We start from the raw sequence: 19,456 nt of genomic DNA on the forward strand, positions 1-19,456 counted from the left end.
GGAACGCGGTGATCCTAGCGGGCGGCGAGCGCCTGTTCCCCTGCTTTTCGCATGGCGTCCAGGGGCGCGGGCGTGATGCCCGTCATCTGCTCGACCTGGAGCACGGCCTGGTGCACGAGCAGGTCAAGGCCGCTGACGACGGCGCCGCCGAACATGGACCAGCGGGCCGCCAGCTCGGTCGGCCAGGGCTCGTACAGCACGTCGAAGAGGGTCGCGGGCCGTTCCGGCACGGCGGTGGCCAGCGCGTCCGTCGTACCGGCCGGGGTGGTGGCGACGACCAGGGGCATCCGCAGCGCGTCGCCCGCGTCCGCCCAGTCCTCGGTGCGCACCTCGACGTCGAGCCGGTCGCCCCACTCCCGCATCTCGGCGGCGCGGGCCGCGCTGCGGACGTAGACGACGACCTCGCCCGAGCAGACCCGGGAGAGCGCGGCGAGCGCGGAGGACGCGGTGGCGCCGGCGCCGAGGATCGCCGCGGACTCCACCTGCTGGATGCCGTGCTCGCGCAGGGCGGCGACGATCCCGGGGATGTCGGTGTTGTCGCCGACGCGACGCCCGTCCTCGGTGAACACGACCGTGTTCACGGCCTCCACCGAGCGGGCCGTCTCGCTGATCTCGTCGAGCAGCGGTATGACCGCGCGCTTGAGCGGCATGGTCAGCGACAGCCCGGCCCACTCGGGCCCCAGCTCCCCGAAGAACCCGGGCAGCGCGGCCTCGTCCGTCTCGAACCGGTCGTACGACCAGTCCATGAGCCCGAGTTCGTCGTACGCGGCGCGGTGCAGCACCGGTGAGAGGGAGTGGGCGATGGGCGCACCGAGCACGGCGGCCCGGCGGGCGTCGGTGGCCCGACCTGTCATCAGTTGTTTTTCCTTGACTCGTTGAACTGTTCGACCAGCTTCTCGTGCTCGGCGAGCGTCTTCGTGAACTTGGTGGTCCTGCCGTCGAGCGAGATGAAGTAGTACCAGCCCTGGTCGGTCGGGTTGAGCGCGCCCTTGAGCGCGTCCTCGCCGGGGTTGTCGATGGGCCCGGGGGTCAGGCCCTTGACGTAGTACGTGTTGTACGGGTTGTTGTACTGCCGCAGCTCGGAGATGCTCAGGTCGATCTTGCTCTGGTTCTTGATGTAGTTGTAGGTGGAGTCGAACTCCAGGGAGCCGTAGGTCTCGGGGTTGCCGGGCTTGAGGCGGTTGTAGACCACCTCGGCCATCTTGCGGAAGTCGTCGTGGCTGACGCCCTCGGCCTGCACCATGCTCGCCACGGTGAGGAGCTGCCAGGGGCCGTCGAGGCCGAGGCTCTCCGCCTTCTTCTCCAGGCCGAGTTCCTCGTACTTCTCATTGGCCCGGGAGACCATCTCCTTGAGGATGGTCTCCGGCTTCTGGCCCTTGCTGGCGGCGTAGCTGGAGGGGTAGAGGAACCCTTCGAGCGGGTCCTTCACCTCGGAGTTGTTCTCCGCCCAGTCGGGCAGCCCGAACTCCTTGTACTTCGCCTTGGCGACCTTCGCCGTGGAGCCCTTGTCCAGGTCCAGACGCTTGTCGATCTTGGCGTAGACCGAGGTGTTGCGCTCGCCCTCGGTGATGATCAGGTTGTTCTGGCTCTTGGGGTCGAGCATCAGCTCGACGGCGCTCTTGGCGGACATCTCCTTGTTCAGGAGGTACGCACCGGCCTGGATGCTGCCCGCGTCGTTGTTCTGCGTGAACGCGGACACGAACGCGTCGACGCTCTTGACGACGCCCGCTTCCTTCAGCAGCCGTCCCATCTCCGCGCCGTTGGCGCCCTTGGGGATGGTCACGGACACGGTCGTGCTCGCGCCCTCGCCCGCGTAGTCCGGCGCCGAGACGAAACGATCCTGGTAGAACTGGTAGCCGAAGTACGTGATCCCTGCACCGATTCCGCCGAACACCATCAGCACGCCGAGGCAGGCGCAGCCGCTGCGGCGTTTCTTCGGTTTCTTGCCGCCCCGGCCCCGGCGGTCCCCGCGTCCGCCCTGGTCGTCGTCGACCTCGTCCTCGTCGTCCCCGCCGCCCGCGAAGAAGGCGTGTTCGCCCTGGTCGGGTCCGGGATCCCAGTCCGTCTGCGCCGGCTCGGGCGCGGGCTCGGCACGGCGGCGGCCGGGCGGCTCCGGGGGCGGGTAGGCGTCGGGGGTGCCGTAGTAGTCGGGCTGCTCACCGGCTCCGTACGCGGCGGCCTGCTGACCGTACGGGTCGGTGGGGTCCGTGTACTGGACATGGGTATGGGCGCCCGTACCCCAGGCGTTGTTGTTGTCGTACTGCTGCTGATCGTACGGCTGCTGGGGCGCGTACTGCTGCGGGTCGTACTGCTGCTGGTACTGGTCGTACTGCTGCTGCGTCTGGCCGTACGCGGCCTGCTGCTGAGGGTGGCCGCCGTTGGTCCAGTCGCCGTACTCCTGCTGCTGCGGCTGCTGCGGATAGTGCTGCGGCTGGCCGCCGTAGGCAGCTTGCTGCTGGCCGGCGTGGCCCTGCTGCCCTTCCCATCCGCCGTCCCCGTAATAAGGGTCCTGCGGATGCCACGGTTCGGAGCCTTCGCCCCGGCCATACTCAGTCATCGATCCCCTAGAGCCGCGAGGCGGCGGTCGCGGGCTGCTCGGCTACCGTCCGCCTCTTTCTGTGCAGCACCTGTTCGAACAGCGTTGCAGTCGCGCGGAACGTTACCGTATCGCGATCAGATGACCACTTCGACGCTCTCTCCGGGAGCTTTACCTGACACCCGTTCGGATTCGAGCGCCTGCTGAAGGATGATCACAGCGGCTGCCTGGTCGATGACCGACCGGCCCTTCTTGGATTTCACCCCGGAGGCCCGCAGTCCCTGGCTGGCCGTGACCGTGGTCATCCGCTCGTCCACCAGGCGTACCGGGACCGGTGCGATGCCCCGGGCCAGCTCCCCCGCGAAGCCCCTGACCTTCACCGCGGCCGGGCCCTCGCCCCCCTTGAGGGAGCGAGGGAGACCGACGACGACCTCGATCGGTTCGTACTCCTCCACCAACTGCTTCAGCCGGCGGTGGGCGGCCGGGAGGTCCCGGCCCGGGACCGTCTCGACCGGGGTGGCGAGGATCCCGTCGGGGTCGCACGAGGCGACCCCGATCCGGGCGTCCCCGACGTCGACGGCGAGCCGACGTCCTCTGCGCATCGTCACTTGGCGGTGTCCGTGACCAGTCGCTCGACGGCGTCGACGGCCTCGCCGATCGCGGCCGGGTTCTGGCCGCCGCCCTGGGCGACGTCCGGCTTGCCGCCACCGCCGCCGCCGAGGGTCTTGGCGGCCGTGCGGACCAGGTCACCGGCCTTGAGACCGCGCTCGCGGGCGGCCTCGTTGGTGGCGATGACGGTGAGGGGCTTGCCGTTCGCCACCGTGAACAGGGCCACCACGGCGGCCCGGCCGCCCTGGATGCGACCGCGCACGTCGAGCACCAGCTTGCGCAGGTCGTCGGCGGTCGTGCCGTCCGGGACCTGGCCGGTGACCAGGGCGACGCCCCGGACGTCCTTGGCGGACTCGGCGAGACCGGCGGCGGCCTGGAGGACCTTCTCCGCGCGGAACTTCTCGATCTCCTTCTCGGCGTCCTTCAGCTTGCCGAGCATCACGGAGACCTTCTCCGGCAGCTCCTCCGGACGGCCCTTGATCAGCTCCTGGAGCTGGGCGACGACCGTGTGCTCGCGGGCGAGGAAGCTGTACGCGTCGACACCGACGAGGGCCTCGATCCGGCGCACACCGGAACCGATCGACGACTCGCCGAGCAGCTTGACCAGGCCCAGCTGGGCGGTGTTGTGCACGTGGGTGCCGCCGCACAGCTCCTTGGAGAAGTCGCCGATGGTGACGACACGGACCCGCTCGCCGTACTTCTCGCCGAACTCGGCGATGGCGCCCTGCTTCTTGGCCTCGTCGAGGCTCAGGATCTCGGCGCGGACGTCCAGGTCACGGGCGAGGACCTCGTTGATCTTCTGCTCGACGTCGGTCATCACGGCCGTCGGGACGGCGGAGGGGGAACCGAAGTCGAAGCGGAAGCGGCCGGGCTGGTTCTCGGAACCGGCCTGGGCGGCCGTCGGGCCGAGCGCGTCGCGCAGCGCCTGGTGGGTGAGGTGGGTGGCCGAGTGGGCGCGGGCGATGGCCTTGCGGCGCACGACGTCGATGGAGGCCTGGGCCTTGGCGCCGACGGTCACCTCGCCGACCTGGACGACGCCCTTGTGGACGTACACACCGGGCACCGGCTTCTGGCAGTCGCGGATCTCGATGACGGCACCGGTGTCGACCCTGATCCGGCCGGTGTCGCCGATCTGGCCGCCGCCCTCGGCGTAGAACGGGGTACGGTCGAGGACGATCTCGACCTCGTCGCCCTCGGTGGCCGCCGGGGAGGAGGCGCCGTCGACGAGGATGCCGACGATCGTGGACTCGCCCTCGGTGTCGCCGTAGCCGATGAACTCGGTCTCGCCGGTCTTGTCCGCGATCTCGCGGTAGGCGCCGGCGCCCGCGTGGCCGGTCTTCTTGGCCTGGGCGTCGGCCTTGGCGCGCTCCCGCTGCTCCTTCATCAGGCGGCGGAAGCCGTCCTCGTCCACGGAGAGGCCCTGTTCGGCGGCCATCTCCAGGGTGAGGTCGATCGGGAAGCCCCAGGTGTCGTGGAGCAGGAACGCCTTGTCGCCGGCGAGGACCGTGCCGCCGGCGGCCTTGGTCTCGGTGACGGCGGTGTCGAGGATGTTCGTGCCGCCCTTGAGGGCCTTGAGGAAGGCGTTCTCCTCGGCGACGGCGACCTTCTCGATGCGCTCGCGGTCGGTGACCAGCTCCGGGTACTGCTGGCCCATCATCGCGATCACGGTGTCGATCAGGTCGAGGACGACCGGACCCGTGGCGCCGAGCAGACGCATGTTGCGGATGGCGCGGCGCATGATGCGGCGCAGGACGTAGCCGCGGCCCTCGTTGCCGGGGGTGACGCCGTCGCCGATGAGCATCACCGAGGTGCGCATGTGGTCGGTGACCACGCGCAGGGAGACGTCCGAGGCGTGGGCGTCGCCGTACGCGACACCGGTCAGCTCGGTGGCCTTCTCGATGACGGCCATGGAGGTGTCGATCTCGTACATGTTCTGCACGCCCTGCAGAATCATCGCGAGACGCTCCAGGCCGAGGCCCGTGTCGATGTTCTTGCTGGGCAGCTCGCCGAGGATCTCGAAGTTGTCCTTGCCGATGCCCTCGCCGCGCTCGTACTGCATGAAGACGAGGTTCCAGATCTCCACGTACCGCTCGTCGTTGACGGCGGGGCCGCCCTCGACGCCGAACTCGGGGCCGCGGTCGTAGTTGATCTCGGAACAGGGGCCACAGGGTCCGGGGACGCCCATGGACCAGTAGTTGTCCTTCATGCCCAGGCGCTGGATGCGCTCCTTGGGCACACCGACGACCTCGTGCCAGATGCGCTCGGCCTCGTCGTCGTCCTTGTAGACGGTGATCCAGAGCTTCTCCGGCTCCAGGCCGTAACCACCCTTGTCCTGGGGGCTGGTGAGCAGCTCCCAGGCGTACTTGATGGCGCCTTCCTTGAAGTAGTCGCCGAAGGAGAAGTTGCCGCACATCTGGAAGAACGTGCCGTGCCGGGTGGTCTTGCCGACCTCTTCGATGTCGGGCGTGCGCACGCACTTCTGCACGCTGGTCGCGCGCGCCCACGGCGGCTTGACCTCACCGAGGAAGTACGGCTTGAAGGGGACCATGCCGGCGGGGACCAGGAGCAGAGTCGGGTCGTCCGCGATGAGCGACGCCGAAGGGACGACGGTGTGACCGCGCTCCTCGTAGAAGCTCAGCCAGCGGCGGCGAATCTCGGCCGACTCCATCAGTGGTCCTCATTCCGGTTGTACGGGTGTGTCGGGTACGTCGTCGTGTCGACGTACTTGGCCTTCTTGGGGGTGGTGCGGTTCTCGATGGCGGCCAGCCGTCGGGGCGCGGGGAGTTCGGGGTCGGCGTTGATGCCGAGCGCCTCCCCCAGCTCCTCCTCGCGGCGGGCCATGTTGTCGCGCACGTCGAGCGCGAAGCCGACCGCGCGGTCCTTGAGCCGGTGGCCCGTCTCGATCGCCTTGTTGGTGGCGGCGACGGCGAGGTGCTCGGGAGTGAGCTGCTTCAGCTTGCGGTTGACCTTGGTGGTGGCCCACACACCGGCGGCGACACCCGTGCTGAACCAGAAGGTACGGCGGAACATCGCTTGGTTCTCAGCCCTTCTTCCACCGGCTGCGGCGGCTCGCCGGAACCGTGCGGCCCACGATCACGGTACGCCGGGGCTCCTTGGCGGGCACGTCGTCCTTACGGCCCGCGATCGCCCTGCGGACGCCGTAGCCGAAGGCCGCGACCTTGACCAGGGGGCCGCCGAAGGTGGAGGCGACGGTGGTGGACAGCGCGGAGGCGTTGGAGGTGACTTCCTGGACGTCGGAGGCGATCGCGTCGACCCGGTCGATCTGGGTCTGCGCGGAGCGCACCGCCGAGGACGCGTCGGCGAGCAGCGGGACCGCCTGATCGGTCACGTCCGCCACGAGTTTGGTGGTCGCCTTCAGCGTCTGGGCCAGCCTCGCCAGCGCGACGGCGAGGAAGGAGACCAGGATCGCCCAGAAGACGGCCACGAGGATTCCGGCAACCTCGCCACCGGACACCGCGCACCTGCTTCCCGCTGTTCCCGCGAAATCAACAATGAGGTCTGAGCCTATCGCGCCCGCGCTGGACAGCCGCACCGGATTACCGTCCGCGCGCTGGCGAGTTACGGGAAGCGATTGTACGGAGTGAACACACTTCAGTACGCTCCGTGTCCTATGCGGGATGATCGGCTCAGCGACGGCAATCTGCCTCTCGAACTGGACGCGTTCGTGGGCCGCTCGGCCGAACTCGCCGGACTGTCCCGGCTCCTGGACAGCGCCCGGCTGGTGACGGTGACCGGCGCGGGCGGCATCGGCAAGTCACGGCTCGCGACCCGCGCGGCCCGGCCGCACCGCGCGTGCCTGGTGGAGCTGGCGTCGGTGCGGGACCCGGAGTTCGTCGACCACGCGGTGGTGGAGGCCCTGGGCCTGACCGACCACACCGCCCGCCCGCCCCGCGAGGCCCTGCTCGCGCGTCTCGCCGAGCCCGGGCGTGAACTCCTGCTGGTGCTGGACGGGTTCGAGCATCTCGTCGAGGTGTGCGCCGAGCTGGTGGACGACCTGCTGCGCCGGCTCCCCGGGCTCAGGGTGCTCGCCGTGGGCCGCAGACCGCTGGCCGTCGCCGGGGAACGGGTGTTCCCGCTGGCGCCGCTCGGCGCGCCGGAGGCCGTGGAGCTGTTCGTGGACCGCGCCGCGCAGCAGGGCGTGACCGTCCTGGCCGAGGACCCCGACGTACGGGAGCTGTGCGGCCGGCTGGACGGCATCCCGCTCGCCGTCGAGCTGGCGGCGGGGCGGCTGAGGGCGCTGTCCCCCGCCCAGCTGCTGGACCGGTTCGAGGACCGCTTCCGGCTGCTGGCAGGCGCCGCGCGGTGCGCCCCGGCGCGGCACCGCACGCTGCGCACGGCCATCGGCTGGAGCCATGAGCTGTGCACGCCCGGGGAGCGGCTGCTGTGGTCGCGGCTGACGGTGTTCGCCGGGCCCTTCGACCTGGAGGCCGCCGAATACGTGTGCAGCGGCAACGGTCTGCCCGAGGAGGACGTCGTCGACGTGCTCGCCGAGCTGGTCGCGCAGTCGGTGGTCGGGCGGGAGGAGAGCCCGGCGGGAGCGCGCTACCGGATGCTCGACACAGTGCGCGCGTACGGCGCGGACTGGCTGGAGGGGACCGGGGACGCGGACCGGCTCAGGCGGCGGCACCGGGACTGGTACCTGGGCCTCGCGACCTGGTGCGAGCTGGACTGGTTCTCGCCCCGGCAGAGCGAGGTCGCGGCCCGGGTGGAGGCGGAGCTGCCGAATCTGCGGTGCGCGCTGGACCACTGTCTGGCCGATCCCGAGGAGGCCCATCTGGGCCAGTACCTCGCCGGTTCGCTCTGGTTCTACTGGGCGGGCTGCGGGCGGCTGTCGGAGGGGCGGCACTGGCTGGAGCAGGCGGTGCGGCTGGATTCCGGGCACGAGCTGTCCCGGCTCAAGGCCCTGTGGGTGCTCGGCTATGTGGCGATCCTCCAGGGCGATCCGGTGCCGGCGCTCGCCGCGCTCCAGGAGTGCCGTGAGGAGGCGGAGCGCTCGGCGAACCCGACGGCCGTCGCCTACGCCGAGCACCGCACCGGCTGTCTGGCCCTGGTCACGGACGACATGCCGCGCGCCGAGGCCCTGCTGCGCTCGGCCCTCGAGCGCTACCAGGAGATCGGCGAGCTCAACAGCAACGTGCTGATGGGCCAGGTCGAGCTGGCGATGGCCCGGGCGTTCCAGGGCGACCTGTCGGAGGCGGTGAAGCTCTGCGACGACGTGCGCCGGGTCTGCGAGGACCACGGGGAGCGCTGGACCAGGTCGTACGCGCTGTACGTGCTGGCGTACGCGGCCTGGAGCGAGGGCGATCCGGGCGGTGCGCGGGACCTGCTGACCGACTGCCTGGGGGCCGCGCACGCCTTCAACGACCTGCTCGGCTCGGTCCTGTCGATCGAGCTGCTGGCCCTGGTCACGATGGCGCAGGACGATCCCGTCGAGGCCGCGGTGCTCCAGGGCGCCGCCGCCGCGATGTGGCCCTCGGTGGGTCTGCCGCTGTTCGGCTCGGCCTTCTACAACGCCCCGCACGAGCGGTGCGAGGCGACGGCCCGTGAGCGGCTGGGCGACGCCCGGTACGAGGAGTGCGTGCGCGCGGGGGCGCGGCTGGACCGGGAGGCGGCGGTGGCACGGGCGCTGGGGCGGGTCCCACGGGCGCTGCCCGCGCAGCGCGGTGCGGTCCGGCCCGCGCGGGAGCCCGCGGGAATGCGCGAACCCGCCGCCTCGCCCACCCGGAAGGGCGGGGAGACGGCGGGCTGAGGCGGTGCCCGTACTACGTCCGGCTGGTGATCAGCGGGCGTAGTACTCGACGACGAGCTGCTCGTCGCAGATCACCGGGATCTCCTTGCGGTTCGGCTCACGGTCCAGGCGGAACGCCAGGGCCTTGAGGTTCACCTGGAGGTAGCGCGGGGTCTCGCCGTCGGGGGCGAAGCCGCCCTCACGGGAGATGGAGAAGAGGGTCTTCTCGCGGCTGCGCTCACGAACCATCACGACGTCGTCGGGACGGACACGGAACGAGGGCTTGTCGGTCTTCTGACCGTTGACCTCGATGTGGCCGTGCACGACCATCTGACGGGCCTGGTAGATGGTGCGGGCGATGCCCGAACGCAGGACCAGGGCGTCGAGACGGCGCTCGAGCTCGACGATCAGGGCCTCACCGGTCTTGCCCTGCACCTTGGAGGCACGCTCGTAGGCACGGACCAGCTGACGCTCGGAGATGTCGTACTGCGCGCGCAGACGCTGCTTCTCCAGCAGACGGACCTTGTAGTCCGAGTTCTGCTTGCGGCCACGGCCGTGCTCACCCGGCGGGTAGGGACGGGCCTCGAAGTACTTGACGGCCTTCGGGGTCAGCGCGATGCCGAGGGCACGCGACTTCTTGACCTTGGGGCGGGACTGGTTCGCCACAATCTCTCATTTCTCAGTGTTCGGCTCGTCAGGGTTGAGGGAGGTCGCATCCGCAGCCGGGGAAACCCTCCGGGTCCGTTGCCGGGCCTGGTGGGCAGCCGCTCCCTGGTCTGGGCACTACGTGCAGCACGCGAGTGGCCCACCGACCGTTCTCACCGTGCGGTGAGTGGTGGTGGGCTGCCCGCGACACCATTCGAACGGTGCGCGACGCTCCTGGAACCCACTGGGGGTTCCGGCTGATCGTCCCGTTCTGACTGCACGGGACACAGCGCTCCGAGGGATTCTACAGGCTGCTCAGGACCGCCTGCGACCGAGGTGCTTGCGCGTCCACTCCACCGCGTCCGCGTACCGCGCCTCCGCTCCGTGCCGGGTCGGCTCGTAGTACTCGCGGTCCTTGAGTTCCTCCGGGGCGTACCGCTGCTCGGCGATGCCCTCGGGCAGATCGTGCGGGTACACGTACCCCTGGGAGTGCCCGAGCTTGGCCGCGCCCTTGTAGTGCCCGTCCCGCAGATGCGGCGGCACGGACCCGGCCATGCCCTTGCGCACGTCGTCCAGGGCGGCGCCGATCGCGGTGGTCGCGGCGTTGGACTTGGGGGCGAGGGCGAGGGCGATGGTGGCGTGGCTGAGGGTGAGGGCGGCCTCGGGGAAGCCGATCATGGCGACGGCCTGGGCGGCGGCGACCGCGATGGGCAGGGCGTTCGGGTCGGCGAGGCCGATGTCCTCGCTGGCGGAGATCATCAGGCGCCGGGCGATGAAGCGGGGGTCCTCGCCGGCCTCGATCATGCGGGCCAGGTAGTGCAGGGCCGCGTCGACGTCGGAGCCCCGGATGGACTTGATGAGGGCGCTGGCCACGTCGTAGTGCTGGTCGCCGTCGCGGTCGTACTTCACGGCGGCGCGGTCGACGGTCTGCTCCAGGGTCTGGAGGCTGACAGCGCTCTCGCCTTGGTCGAGGGCGGCTCCGGCGGCGGCCTCCAGGGCGGTCAGCGCGCGGCGGGCGTCGCCTCCCGCGAGGCGCAGGAGGTGGTCCTCGGTGTCCTCGGGGAGGGTGACGGCGTCCTTGAGTCCGCGCTCGTCGGTGACGGCCCGGCGCAGCAGGCCGCGCAGGTCGTCGTCGGTGAGGGGTTCGAGGGTCAGGAGCAGGGACCGGGACAGCAGCGGGGAGATCACCGAGAAGTACGGGTTCTCGGTGGTCGCCGCGATGAGGGTCACCCAGCGGTTCTCGACGGCCGGGAGGAGGGAATCCTGCTGGGCCTTGCTGAAGCGGTGGATCTCGTCGAGGAAGAGGACGGTCTCCTTGCCGTACCCGCCGGCCGCGCGGCGGGCGCCGTCGATGACCGCGCGGACCTCCTTGACGCCCGCGGTGATCGCCGACAGCTCGACGAACCGCTTGTCGGTCGCCTTCGAGACGACATAGGCGAGGGTGGTCTTGCCGGTGCCGGGCGGGCCCCAGAGGATCACGGAGGAGGCCCCCGCGGGGCCGCCCGCGCCCTCGCCGACGAGGCGGCGCAGGGGCGAGCCGGGCTTCAGCAGATGCTGCTGCCCCACGACCTCGTCGAGGACGCGGGGGCGCATCCGCACCGCCAGGGGGCTCCCGGCGGGGTCCTTCTCCTGGCGTTCTTCGGCGGCGGCGGTGAACAGGTCGGGCTCCACGTCAAGAACCCTAAATCACCGCACTGACATCGCGGGCGGCGCTGTCAGCTGAGCCAGAAGTCCCACCAGCGGGTCAGGATCAGCATGCCGATGATCCCGATGTGCAGGACGGGCATGACCCAGGTGAACTCCCCGAAGAAGCCCTTGAGCCACTTCGGCGCGGGCAGGAAGCCGTTGCGCACGTTGAACGAGGTCACGTACCAGAACATGATGATCGTCGCGACCCAGGCCAGGGAGCACCACAGGCACAGCGCGTTGATCCGGTACAGGGACTGGAACTGGAGCCAGGTGCAGAAGCCCACGCCGAACAGGGTTCCGGCGTTGAAGGTGAGCCAGTACCAGCGTGGGAAGCGGGCCCTGGCCAGCAGGCTCATGCCGACGCAGATCACGATGCCGTAGGCGACGAGGCCGAGCATCGGGTTGGGGAACCCGAAGGCGGCGGCCTGCTTCGACTCCATGACGCTGCCGCAGGAGACGATGGGGTTCAGGCTGCACCCGGGGGTGAAGGTGGTTCCCGCGACCTTGGCCTCGAGCAGTTTGAACTTGTCGATCGTGATGACCCACGCGGCGAGCAGGCCCGCGGCACCGGTGATCACCAGCAGCAGGGCGAAGGCGCGGCTGCCTCCCTCCTTGCGCGGTTCGGCGGCGGGGCGCTCCGGCTCGGTGGAGACGTCTTTGACTGTGGTCTTGCTCATCACGCCGATTCCGTCTGCTTGAGAGTTGGACCTTCTTCGGGCACGGGCCATTGTGCCGCACACACCCCACTGTCCACCGTTCGCTGGACATAAGGAAGGCCGGCCGGACCCCCCTGAACGGCGGGTTCCGGCCGAGAGGCACGGGCAGGACGACACTCGGGGGCGAATCGGCGCCCACCGGGTTGACGCACGACGCCGGACGGGCTGTTCGCAGCCCGTCCGGCGTTCGCGGGGAAGGCCCGTTCAGGGCCGGGGAGGCGGGGGACTCAGCCGAGCCTCGACTCCAGTTCGGCCACGATCTCGTTCACGCCGATCGCGGTCTGCTCGCCGGACTCCATGTCCTTGAGCTGCACGACCCCCTCGGCGAGATCCCGCTCACCGGCGACGACGGTGTACCGGGCCCCGCTGCGGTTGGCGTTCTTCATCGCGCCCTTGAGCCCCTTCGCCCCGTAGGAGAAGTCCGCGGCGACCCCGAGCTTGCGCAGCTCGGTGACCTTGGCGAAAAGGACCCGCCGGGCCTCCTCGCCGAGCGGCACGGCGAACACGCTGGTCGTGGAGGGCAGTTCGAGCTCGACGCCCTCCGCCTCCAGGGCGAGCACCGTACGGTCCACACCGAGCGCCCAGCCCACGGAGGGCAGCGCGGGACCGCCGATCATCTCGGACAGCCCGTCGTAGCGACCGCCGCCGCCCACCGCGGACTGGGAGCCCAGACCGTCGTGGACGAACTCGAAGGTCGTCCGCGTGTAGTAGTCCAGGCCGCGCACCAGCTTGGGGTCGTCCTCGAAGGCCACACCCGCGGCGGTGATCAGCTCGCGGACCTCCTCGTGGTACGCCTTGCAGGCGTCGCAGAGGTAGTCGCGCAGCAGCGGGGCGTCGCCGAGCTGCTTCTGGACGTCGGGGCGCTTGTCGTCGAGGACGCGCAGGGGGTTGATGTCCGCGCGCCGCAGGGTCTCCTCGTCGAGGTCCAGGCCGCGCAGGAAGGTCTGGAGGGCCTCGCGGTAGACCGGACGGCACTCCTTGTCGCCCAGGCTGTTGAGCAGGATGCGGAAGTCGCGCAGGCCCAGCGAGCGGTACGCCTGGTCGGCCAGGATGATCAGCTCGGCGTCGAGCGCCGGGTCCTCCGCGCCGATGGCCTCCGCGCCGACCTGGGAGAAGTGGCGGTAACGGCCCTTCTGGGGGCGCTCGTAGCGGTAGTACGAGCCGGAGTACCAGAGCTTGACGGGGAGGTTGCCGAGCTTGTGAAGGTTGGCCTCCAGCGCGGCGCGCAGCACGGAGGCGGTGCCCTCGGGGCGCAGGGCGAGCCGGTCGCCGCCCTTGGTCTCGAAGGCGTACATCTCCTTGGTGACGATGTCGGTGGACTCACCGACACCGCGCGCGAACAGCTCGACGTTCTCGAAGCCGGGCGTCTCGATGTAGCCGTAGCCGGAGTTGCGCAGCGGGGCGGCGATCGCCTCGCGCACCGCCAGGTACTTGGCGCTGTCCGGGGGGATCAGGTCGTACGTGCCCTTGGGGGCCTTGAAGGTGCTCACGGAAGGTCTCGTCACATTCCTCGTCGGGGAGCGTCCACGTCAGCTCCCGGGCCGGCCGCCACCTGCCGCAGATACGGGTTGGTGGCGCGCTCCTGGCCGATGGTCGTCTGGGGGCCGTGGCCGGACAGGACCACGGTCGAGTCGTCGAGCGGCAGGCACACGCGGGCCAGCGAGTCGAGCATCTCGGCCATGTCACCGCCGGGCAGGTCGGTGCGTCCGATGGAGCCGGCGAAGAGCAGGTCGCCCGAGAAGAAGACCGGGGGGATCTCCGTCGTCTCGGGCATCCCGAAGGTCACCGACCCCTTGGTATGGCCCGGCGCGTGCGCGACGGAGAACTCCAGGCCCGCCAGCTCCAGCCGCGATCCGTCGCTCAGTTCCCGTACGTCGTCGGGCTCCCCCACAGTCAGTTCGCCCATGAGCGGCATCCCGATGGAGCGGCCGAGGGCCTTCTCCGGGTCGGCCATCATGTAGCGGTCCTCGGGGTGGATCCACGCGGGGACGTCGTGCGCGCCGCACACCGGGACGACCGAGGCCACATGGTCGATGTGGCCATGGGTGAGGACGACGGCGACGGGCTTGAGCCGATGCTTCTTCAGCGCCTCTTCGACTCCCTCGGCGGCCTGATGGCCCGGGTCGATGATCACGCACTCCTCACCGGCGGCGGGGGCGACGAGATAACAGTTCGTCCCCCAAGCCCCGGCGGGGAACCCGGCAATGAGCACGATCGTCCTTCGTTGTGTCGATAAGTGCGGACTCTGCGGACTGAAGGCGGGCTTAAAAAACGGCTGCGCCTGTGGTCAGAGCCTACCGGCGCTGCCGTTTCCTCAGCGAACCCATATACGGTACGGGGCACACGCAGGCGGTCGGCTCACAAGACGCACGCGTCCCAGTCGACGTACGAGACGCATGAGGAGAGAACCCGGTGGTCACCCAGGAACAGCGGAAGCGGCAGCTCGCCCGGGAGAAGTTTCTGCGGCAGCAGCAGCGGCGCACGGCCGCGCGGCGCAAGGCCCGCATGCGCAACTCCGTGATCGCGTCGGTGCTCGGCGTGATCCTGGTGGGCAGCCTCGCGCTGTACACGACCGGTGTCCTCAAGGACGACGGTGACGACAAGGCCGACGTGAGCGCGTCGGCGTCCGCCACCCCGAGCGCGATCTCGGACCCGTGCGAGAAGGCGGAGGAGGGCAAGGTCAAGACGGCTACCTGGAAGAAGGAGCCGGCGTTGACCATCGACAAGTCCGCCAAGTACACGATGACGCTCGCGACGACCTGCGGTGACATAGACATCGCCCTGAAGGCGTCGGCGGCCCCGCACACCGTGAACTCGTTCGACTTCCTCGCGGGCAAGGGCTACTTCGACCACACCAAGTGCCACCGGCTCACCACCAACGGCATCTACGTCCTGCAGTGCGGCGACCCCTCGGGCAGCGGCAGCGGCGGTCCGGGCTACACGATCCCGGACGAGAACCTGAAGGACAAGACGCTCAAGGGCGACGTCTACCCGGCGGGCACGGTCGCGATGGCCAACCAGTACAACTCCTCGACGGGCGAGGGCAAGGACACCGGCGGCAGCCAGTTCTTCCTCGTCTACCAGGACAGTCCACTGCCGGCCAACTACACACCGTTCGGTACGGTGTCCGAATCGGGCATGACCGTCCTGAAGAAGATCGCGGCGGCAGGTGAGAGCACCGGAGCGGGCGACGGCACTCCCAACGCGACGGTCGTGATCAACAAGGCCACCGTCACGAAATCCTGACCGCCAACTGCGAAATTTCGGTCGCGCGGGATGCGGACAGGCCACCCGCCGGTCGCCTATGTTGGCCGTGACGAAACTGTGGACGATGCCCGGGGGCGCTGACGCCTCGCGCAGGCATCATGTGGAGGAGGCGCTGTGAGCAGCGACCCGTGGGGCCGCGTCGACGAGACGGGGACCGTGTACGTGCGTACGGCCGAGGGCGAGCAGGTCGTCGGTTCCTGGCAGGCAGGCTCCCCCGAGGAGGCGCTGGCCTATTTCGAGCGCAAGTACGAAGGCCTGGTTGTCGAGATCGGCCTCCTCGAGAAGCGAGTGCAGACCACCGACCTGTCGGCGAAGGACGCCCAGGTCGCGATCGACCATCTGCGCGAGCAGGTCGACGCACACCACGCGGTGGGTGACCTGGCCTCTTTGAAGACGCGTCTGGACAAGCTCGTCGAGAACGTCGACAAGCGCCGCGAGGAGCGCAAGCAGCAGCGCGCGAAGCAGTCCGACGAGGCGCGTCACTCCAAGGAGGCGCTGGTCGTCGAGGCCGAGGAGCTGGCCCAGTCCGACCAGTGGCGGGCCGCCGGCGAGCGGCTGCGCGCGCTGGTGGACACCTGGAAAGGGCTGCCGCGCCTCGACCGCAAGTCGGACGACGAGCTGTGGCACCGCTTCTCGCACGCGCGCTCGGCGTTCTCCAAGCGTCGCAAGGCGCACTTCGCGGCGCTGGACGCGCAGCGCGAGGACGCCCGCAAGACCAAGGAACGGCTGGTCTCCGAGGCCGAGGCGCTGTCGGGCTCCGCGGACTGGGGTCCGACGGCGGCCCGCTACCGCGAGCTGATGGCGGAGTGGAAGGCCGCGGGCCGCGCCCAGCGCGAGCACGAGGACGATCTGTGGAACCGCTTCCGCGGCGCCCAGGACGTCTTCTTCGCCGCCCGCAGCTCGGTCTTCGCGGAGCGTGACGCGGAGCAGACGGAGAACCTGAAGCTCAAGGAGGAGCTGGCCGAGGAGGCCGAGAAGCTCCTGCCGATCGGCGAGCTGAAGGCCTCCCGTGCCGCGTTCCGCTCGCTCAACGAGCGCTGGGAGGCCATCGGCCACGTCCCGCGCGACGCCCGGCCCAAGGTCGAGGGCCGGATGCACGCCGTCGAGCGGGCCCTTCAGGAGGCCGAGGAGACGGAGTGGCGCCGGACCAACCCGGAGGCACGCGCGCGTGCGGCGGGTCTGACCGGTCAGCTCCAGGCGGCCGTGGACAAGCTCAAGGGCCAGATCGAGCAGGCCCGCGCCCAGGGCAACGCCTCCCGCGCGGACAAGCTGGAGCGTGAGCTGGAAGGGCGCCAGGCCCTGCTGGACCAGGCGCTGAAGGGTCTCCAGGAGTTCGGCGGCTGATCCGCCCGCTTCCTCGACACGACGAGAGGGGCCCCGTACTTCGCGTACGGGGCCCCTCTCGTCGTGTCTGCCGCTCTCGGGGCTCCTACGACCTGTTGCGCGCCGAGGTGACGCGGTAGACGTCGTAGACGCCCTCGACGCCCCGTACGGCCTTCAGGACGTGGCCCAGGTGCTTCGGGTCGCCCATCTCGAAGGTGAAGCGGGAGGTGGCGACACGGTCGCGGGAGGTCTGGACGGCCGCGGAGAGGATGTTGACGTGCTGGTCGGACAGGACGCGGGTGACGTCCGACAGCAGCCGGGAGCGGTCCAGGGCCTCGACCTGGATGGCGACCAGGAAGACCGAGGACTGGGTGGGCGCCCACTCGACGTCCAGGATGCGCTCGGGCTCACGGGACAGGGAGTCCACGTTGACGCAGTCGCTGCGGTGAACCGAAACGCCGCTGCCCCGCGTGACGAACCCGATGATGGGGTCGCCGGGTACGGGCGTGCAGCAGCGGGCCAGCTTGACCCACACGTCGTCGACGCCCTTGACGACGACGCCCGGGTCGGCGCTGGAGCGGCGCTTGCGGCCCCGGGTGCGGGTGGGCGGGACGGCCTCGTCGATCTCCTCGGTGGCGGCCTCCTCGCCGCCGAGCGCGGAGACCAGCTTCTGCACGATGTGCTGCGCCGAGACATGGCCCTCGCCGATCGCCGCGTACAGCGCGGAGATGTCGGAGTAGCGCATCTCGTGCGCGAGCGTGACCAGGGAGTCGCCGGTGAGGATGCGCTGGATCGGCAGGTTCTGCTTGCGCATCGCACGGACGATGGCGTCCTTGCCCTGCTCGATCGCCTCGTCTCGGCGCTCCTTGGAGAACCACGCTCTGATCTTGTTGCGGGCGCGCGGCGACTTGACGAAGCCGAGCCAGTCCCGCGAGGGTCCCGCGCCGGCCGCCTTGGAGGTGAAGACCTCGACCAGGTCGCCGTTGTCGAGGGTGGATTCGAGGGGCACGAGGCGTCCGTTGACGCGTGCTCCTATCGTCCGGTGGCCGACCTCCGTGTGCACCGCGTACGAGAAGTCCACGGGGGTGGCGCCGGCGGGCAGCGCTATCACGTCGCCCTTCGGCGTGAACACGAAGACCTCGTTGCGGGACAGGTCGAAGCGCAGGGACTCCAGGAACTCGCCCGGGTCCTCGGTCTCCTTCTGCCAGTCGAGGAGCTGGCGCAGCCACGCCATGTCGTTGAGGTGGTCGTCCTTGCCGGTCGTCCGGGGCGCGTCCGAGCGCACCTTGGAGGCGCCGGCGACGGCCTCCTGCTTGTACTTCCAGTGCGCGGCGATGCCGTACTCGGCGCGGCGGTGCATGTCGAAGGTGCGGATCTGCAGCTCGACGGGCTTGCCGTTGGGTCCGATGACCGTCGTGTGCAGCGACTGGTACATGTTGAACTTGGGCATCGCGATGTAGTCCTTGAACCGGCCGGGGACCGGGTTCCATCGCGCGTGCACGGTGCCGAGGGCGGCGTAGCAGTCCCGGACGGTGTCCACGAGGACGCGGATGCCGACCAGGTCGTAGATCTCCGCGAAGTCACGGCCGCGGACGATCATCTTCTGGTAGACGCTGTAGTAGTGCTTCGGGCGGCCGGTGACGGTCGCCTTGATACGGGCCGCGCGCAGGTCCTGCTGCACCTCGTCGGTCACTATGGCCAGGTACTCGTCACGCTTGGGCGCCCGCTCGGCCACCAGCCGTACGATCTCGTCGTACATCTTGGGGTAGAGGATCGCGAAGGCGAGGTCCTCCAGCTCCCACTTGATGGTGTTCATGCCGAGGCGGTGGGCGAGGGGCGCGTAGATCTCCAGCGTCTCGCGCGCCTTCTTCTCCTGCTTCTCGCGCTTGAGGTAGCGCATGGTGCGCATGTTGTGCAGGCGGTCGGCGAGCTTGATGACCAGGACGCGGGGGTCCTTGGCCATGGCGACGACCATCTTGCGCACGGTCTCGGCCTGCGCGGCCTCGCCGAACTTGACCTTGTCGAGCTTGGTGACGCCGTCGACGAGGAGGGCGACGGAGTCTCCGAAGTCACGGCGGAGCTGGTCGAGGCCGTACTCGGTGTCCTCGACCGTGTCGTGCAGGAGACCGGCCATGAGGGTGGCCGGGTCCATGCCGAGCTCGGCGAGGATGGTGGTCACGGCGAGCGGGTGCGTGATGTACGGGTCGCCGCTCTTGCGCTTCTGGCCGCGGTGCCAGCGCTCGGCGACCTGGTAGGCCTTCTCGACCTGGCGCAGCGTCGCCGTCTCGATCTTCGGGTCGTTGCTGCGCACTATCCGCAGCAGGGGCTCCAGGACCGGGTTGTACGGGTTGGAGCGCTGGACGCCGAGGCGGGCGAGGCGGGCGCGGACGCGGTTGGAGGAGCCGGAGCGGGCCGGCTGCCCGGCGGGCGGACGGACCGCGGGCGGCGTGGACGCGGGGGTGGGGCGCTCGGCCGGGGTGGCCGGTTTGGGGCGCGACCGGTCGGCCTGCCCGTCGGCGGGCGCGGACTGGGCGTGCTCGGCGGAGCCCTGGGTGGCGCTCTTCGGGCTCGACGCGGGCGTCGCCGCGGCTCCCGAGGCGGACTCGGGCTTGGCGGCGGTCAGGGGCTGGGCCTCGTCTGCCAAGAGGACTCCTCGTGCGCGATCCGGGTCCCCCGGTCAGGCTCCGGAGATCCCATGGTAGCGATCCTGAGCGGCGGGATCGCCTCCAGCCCGGTGTGAGGGCCGTCTACGCAAGTAACGCGAGGGGCGAGCCGGGGATTCCTGAGGGTGGCCCGTGGGTGGATACGGGGGTGCGGTGCGGGACTGCCGCCCCCAGGGGTGCGCCGACGGGGCGTGCGGACGGCGACGGCCGCCCCCGGAGTGCGGGGGCGGCCGTGACCGAGTGGTGCTCGGGGGTGCTC

The 19,456-nt window shown here is 70.1% G+C and carries 15 protein-coding genes; 3 read left to right on the forward strand and 12 right to left on the reverse strand.

Going from position 1 to position 19,456, the window contains the following annotated elements:
• Window positions 1-14: 14 nt before the first annotated feature.
• From ACIPSE_RS35080 to ACIPSE_RS35105, 6 genes are all read right to left on the reverse strand, one after another.
• Window positions 15-854 (reverse strand): shikimate dehydrogenase, encoded by an 840-nt coding sequence (locus ACIPSE_RS35080; RefSeq protein ID WP_401670859.1) that lies wholly within the window; start codon window positions 852-854, stop codon window positions 15-17.
• Window positions 854-2,557, reverse strand: a complete 1,704-nt coding sequence (gene mltG / locus ACIPSE_RS35085; RefSeq protein ID WP_401670862.1) for an endolytic transglycosylase MltG — start codon at window positions 2,555-2,557, stop codon at window positions 854-856. Before mltG ends, ACIPSE_RS35080 begins: the two co-directional genes overlap by 1 nt.
• Window positions 2,558-2,673: 116 nt before the next feature.
• Window positions 2,674-3,138, reverse strand: a complete 465-nt coding sequence (gene ruvX, locus ACIPSE_RS35090; RefSeq protein ID WP_401671306.1) for a Holliday junction resolvase RuvX — start codon at window positions 3,136-3,138, stop codon at window positions 2,674-2,676.
• A 2-nt stretch (window positions 3,139-3,140) separates the two neighbouring features.
• Entirely contained in the window at window positions 3,141-5,813 is a 2,673-nt protein-coding gene (gene alaS / locus ACIPSE_RS35095) for an alanine--tRNA ligase (RefSeq protein ID WP_401670864.1), read from the reverse strand.
• Window positions 5,813-6,175, reverse strand: coding sequence for a hypothetical protein (locus tag ACIPSE_RS35100; RefSeq protein ID WP_401670867.1), 363 nt, complete (start codon window positions 6,173-6,175; stop codon window positions 5,813-5,815). Before ACIPSE_RS35100 ends, alaS begins: the two co-directional genes overlap by 1 nt.
• A gap of 10 nt (window positions 6,176-6,185) precedes the next feature.
• The gene (locus ACIPSE_RS35105; protein WP_401670869.1) at window positions 6,186-6,620 is read right to left on the reverse strand and encodes a DUF948 domain-containing protein; all 435 of its coding nucleotides are present in this window, start codon (window positions 6,618-6,620) and stop codon (window positions 6,186-6,188) included.
• A 156-nt stretch (window positions 6,621-6,776) separates the two neighbouring features.
• On the opposite strand from ACIPSE_RS35105, the gene ACIPSE_RS35110 reads away from it, so the two are divergent.
• A complete protein-coding gene (locus ACIPSE_RS35110) occupies window positions 6,777-8,915 on the forward strand; it encodes an ATP-binding protein (RefSeq protein ID WP_401670871.1) in 2,139 nt (712 codons plus the stop codon).
• Window positions 8,916-8,945: 30 nt separating this feature from the next.
• Here ACIPSE_RS35110 and rpsD read toward each other — a convergent pair whose 3' ends face one another.
• The 5 genes from rpsD to ACIPSE_RS35135 all read right to left on the reverse strand — a co-directional run bounded on the left by rpsD (window position 8,946) and on the right by ACIPSE_RS35135 (window position 14,156).
• Window positions 8,946-9,560 (reverse strand): 30S ribosomal protein S4, encoded by a 615-nt coding sequence (rpsD, locus tag ACIPSE_RS35115; RefSeq protein ID WP_401670873.1) that lies wholly within the window; start codon window positions 9,558-9,560, stop codon window positions 8,946-8,948.
• Between the two features lie 294 nt (window positions 9,561-9,854).
• The gene (locus ACIPSE_RS35120) at window positions 9,855-11,210 is read right to left on the reverse strand and encodes a replication-associated recombination protein A (RefSeq protein WP_401670875.1); all 1,356 of its coding nucleotides are present in this window, start codon (window positions 11,208-11,210) and stop codon (window positions 9,855-9,857) included.
• Window positions 11,211-11,254: 44 nt separating this feature from the next.
• Complete coding sequence (locus ACIPSE_RS35125) at window positions 11,255-11,905, reverse strand: vitamin K epoxide reductase family protein (protein WP_401670878.1); 651 nt, start codon at window positions 11,903-11,905, stop codon at window positions 11,255-11,257.
• Window positions 11,906-12,171: 266 nt separating this feature from the next.
• A complete protein-coding gene (hisS, locus tag ACIPSE_RS35130) occupies window positions 12,172-13,434 on the reverse strand; it encodes a histidine--tRNA ligase (RefSeq protein ID WP_401670881.1) in 1,263 nt (420 codons plus the stop codon).
• Window positions 13,435-13,445: 11 nt separating this feature from the next.
• On the reverse strand, window positions 13,446-14,156 hold the full coding sequence (locus tag ACIPSE_RS35135) for an MBL fold metallo-hydrolase (protein WP_401670884.1): 711 nt from the start codon (window positions 14,154-14,156) through the stop codon (window positions 13,446-13,448).
• A gap of 200 nt (window positions 14,157-14,356) precedes the next feature.
• Between ACIPSE_RS35135 and ACIPSE_RS35140 the strand changes: the two genes are divergently transcribed.
• Both ACIPSE_RS35140 and ACIPSE_RS35145 read left to right on the forward strand, forming a co-directional pair.
• On the forward strand, window positions 14,357-15,190 hold the full coding sequence (locus ACIPSE_RS35140) for a peptidylprolyl isomerase (protein ID WP_401670887.1): 834 nt from the start codon (window positions 14,357-14,359) through the stop codon (window positions 15,188-15,190).
• A 135-nt stretch (window positions 15,191-15,325) separates the two neighbouring features.
• Window positions 15,326-16,555, forward strand: coding sequence for a DUF349 domain-containing protein (locus ACIPSE_RS35145; RefSeq protein ID WP_401670889.1), 1,230 nt, complete (start codon window positions 15,326-15,328; stop codon window positions 16,553-16,555).
• Window positions 16,556-16,640: 85 nt separating this feature from the next.
• On the opposite strand, the gene ACIPSE_RS35150 is transcribed toward ACIPSE_RS35145, so the two are convergent.
• A complete protein-coding gene (locus ACIPSE_RS35150) occupies window positions 16,641-19,178 on the reverse strand; it encodes a RelA/SpoT family protein (RefSeq protein ID WP_401670892.1) in 2,538 nt (845 codons plus the stop codon).
• Window positions 19,179-19,456 lie beyond the last annotated feature (278 nt).

This window comes from Streptomyces sp. NPDC090106 (assembly GCF_044747265.1).
Classification (GTDB): domain Bacteria; phylum Actinomycetota; class Actinomycetes; order Streptomycetales; family Streptomycetaceae; genus Streptomyces.

Coding starts and splice junctions, on each gene's coding strand:
- ACIPSE_RS35080 (WP_401670859.1), bottom strand. CDS start 854: ATGACAGGTCGGGCCACCGACGCCCGCCGGGCCGCCGTGCTCGGTGCG.
- mltG (WP_401670862.1), bottom strand. CDS start 2,557: ATGACTGAGTATGGCCGGGGCGAAGGCTCCGAACCGTGGCATCCGCAG.
- ruvX (WP_401671306.1), bottom strand. CDS start 3,138: ATGCGCAGAGGACGTCGGCTCGCCGTCGACGTCGGGGACGCCCGGATC.
- alaS (WP_401670864.1), bottom strand. CDS start 5,813: ATGGAGTCGGCCGAGATTCGCCGCCGCTGGCTGAGCTTCTACGAGGAG.
- ACIPSE_RS35100 (WP_401670867.1), bottom strand. CDS start 6,175: ATGTTCCGCCGTACCTTCTGGTTCAGCACGGGTGTCGCCGCCGGTGTG.
- ACIPSE_RS35110 (WP_401670871.1), top strand. CDS start 6,777: ATGCGGGATGATCGGCTCAGCGACGGCAATCTGCCTCTCGAACTGGAC.
- ACIPSE_RS35125 (WP_401670878.1), bottom strand. CDS start 11,905: ATGAGCAAGACCACAGTCAAAGACGTCTCCACCGAGCCGGAGCGCCCC.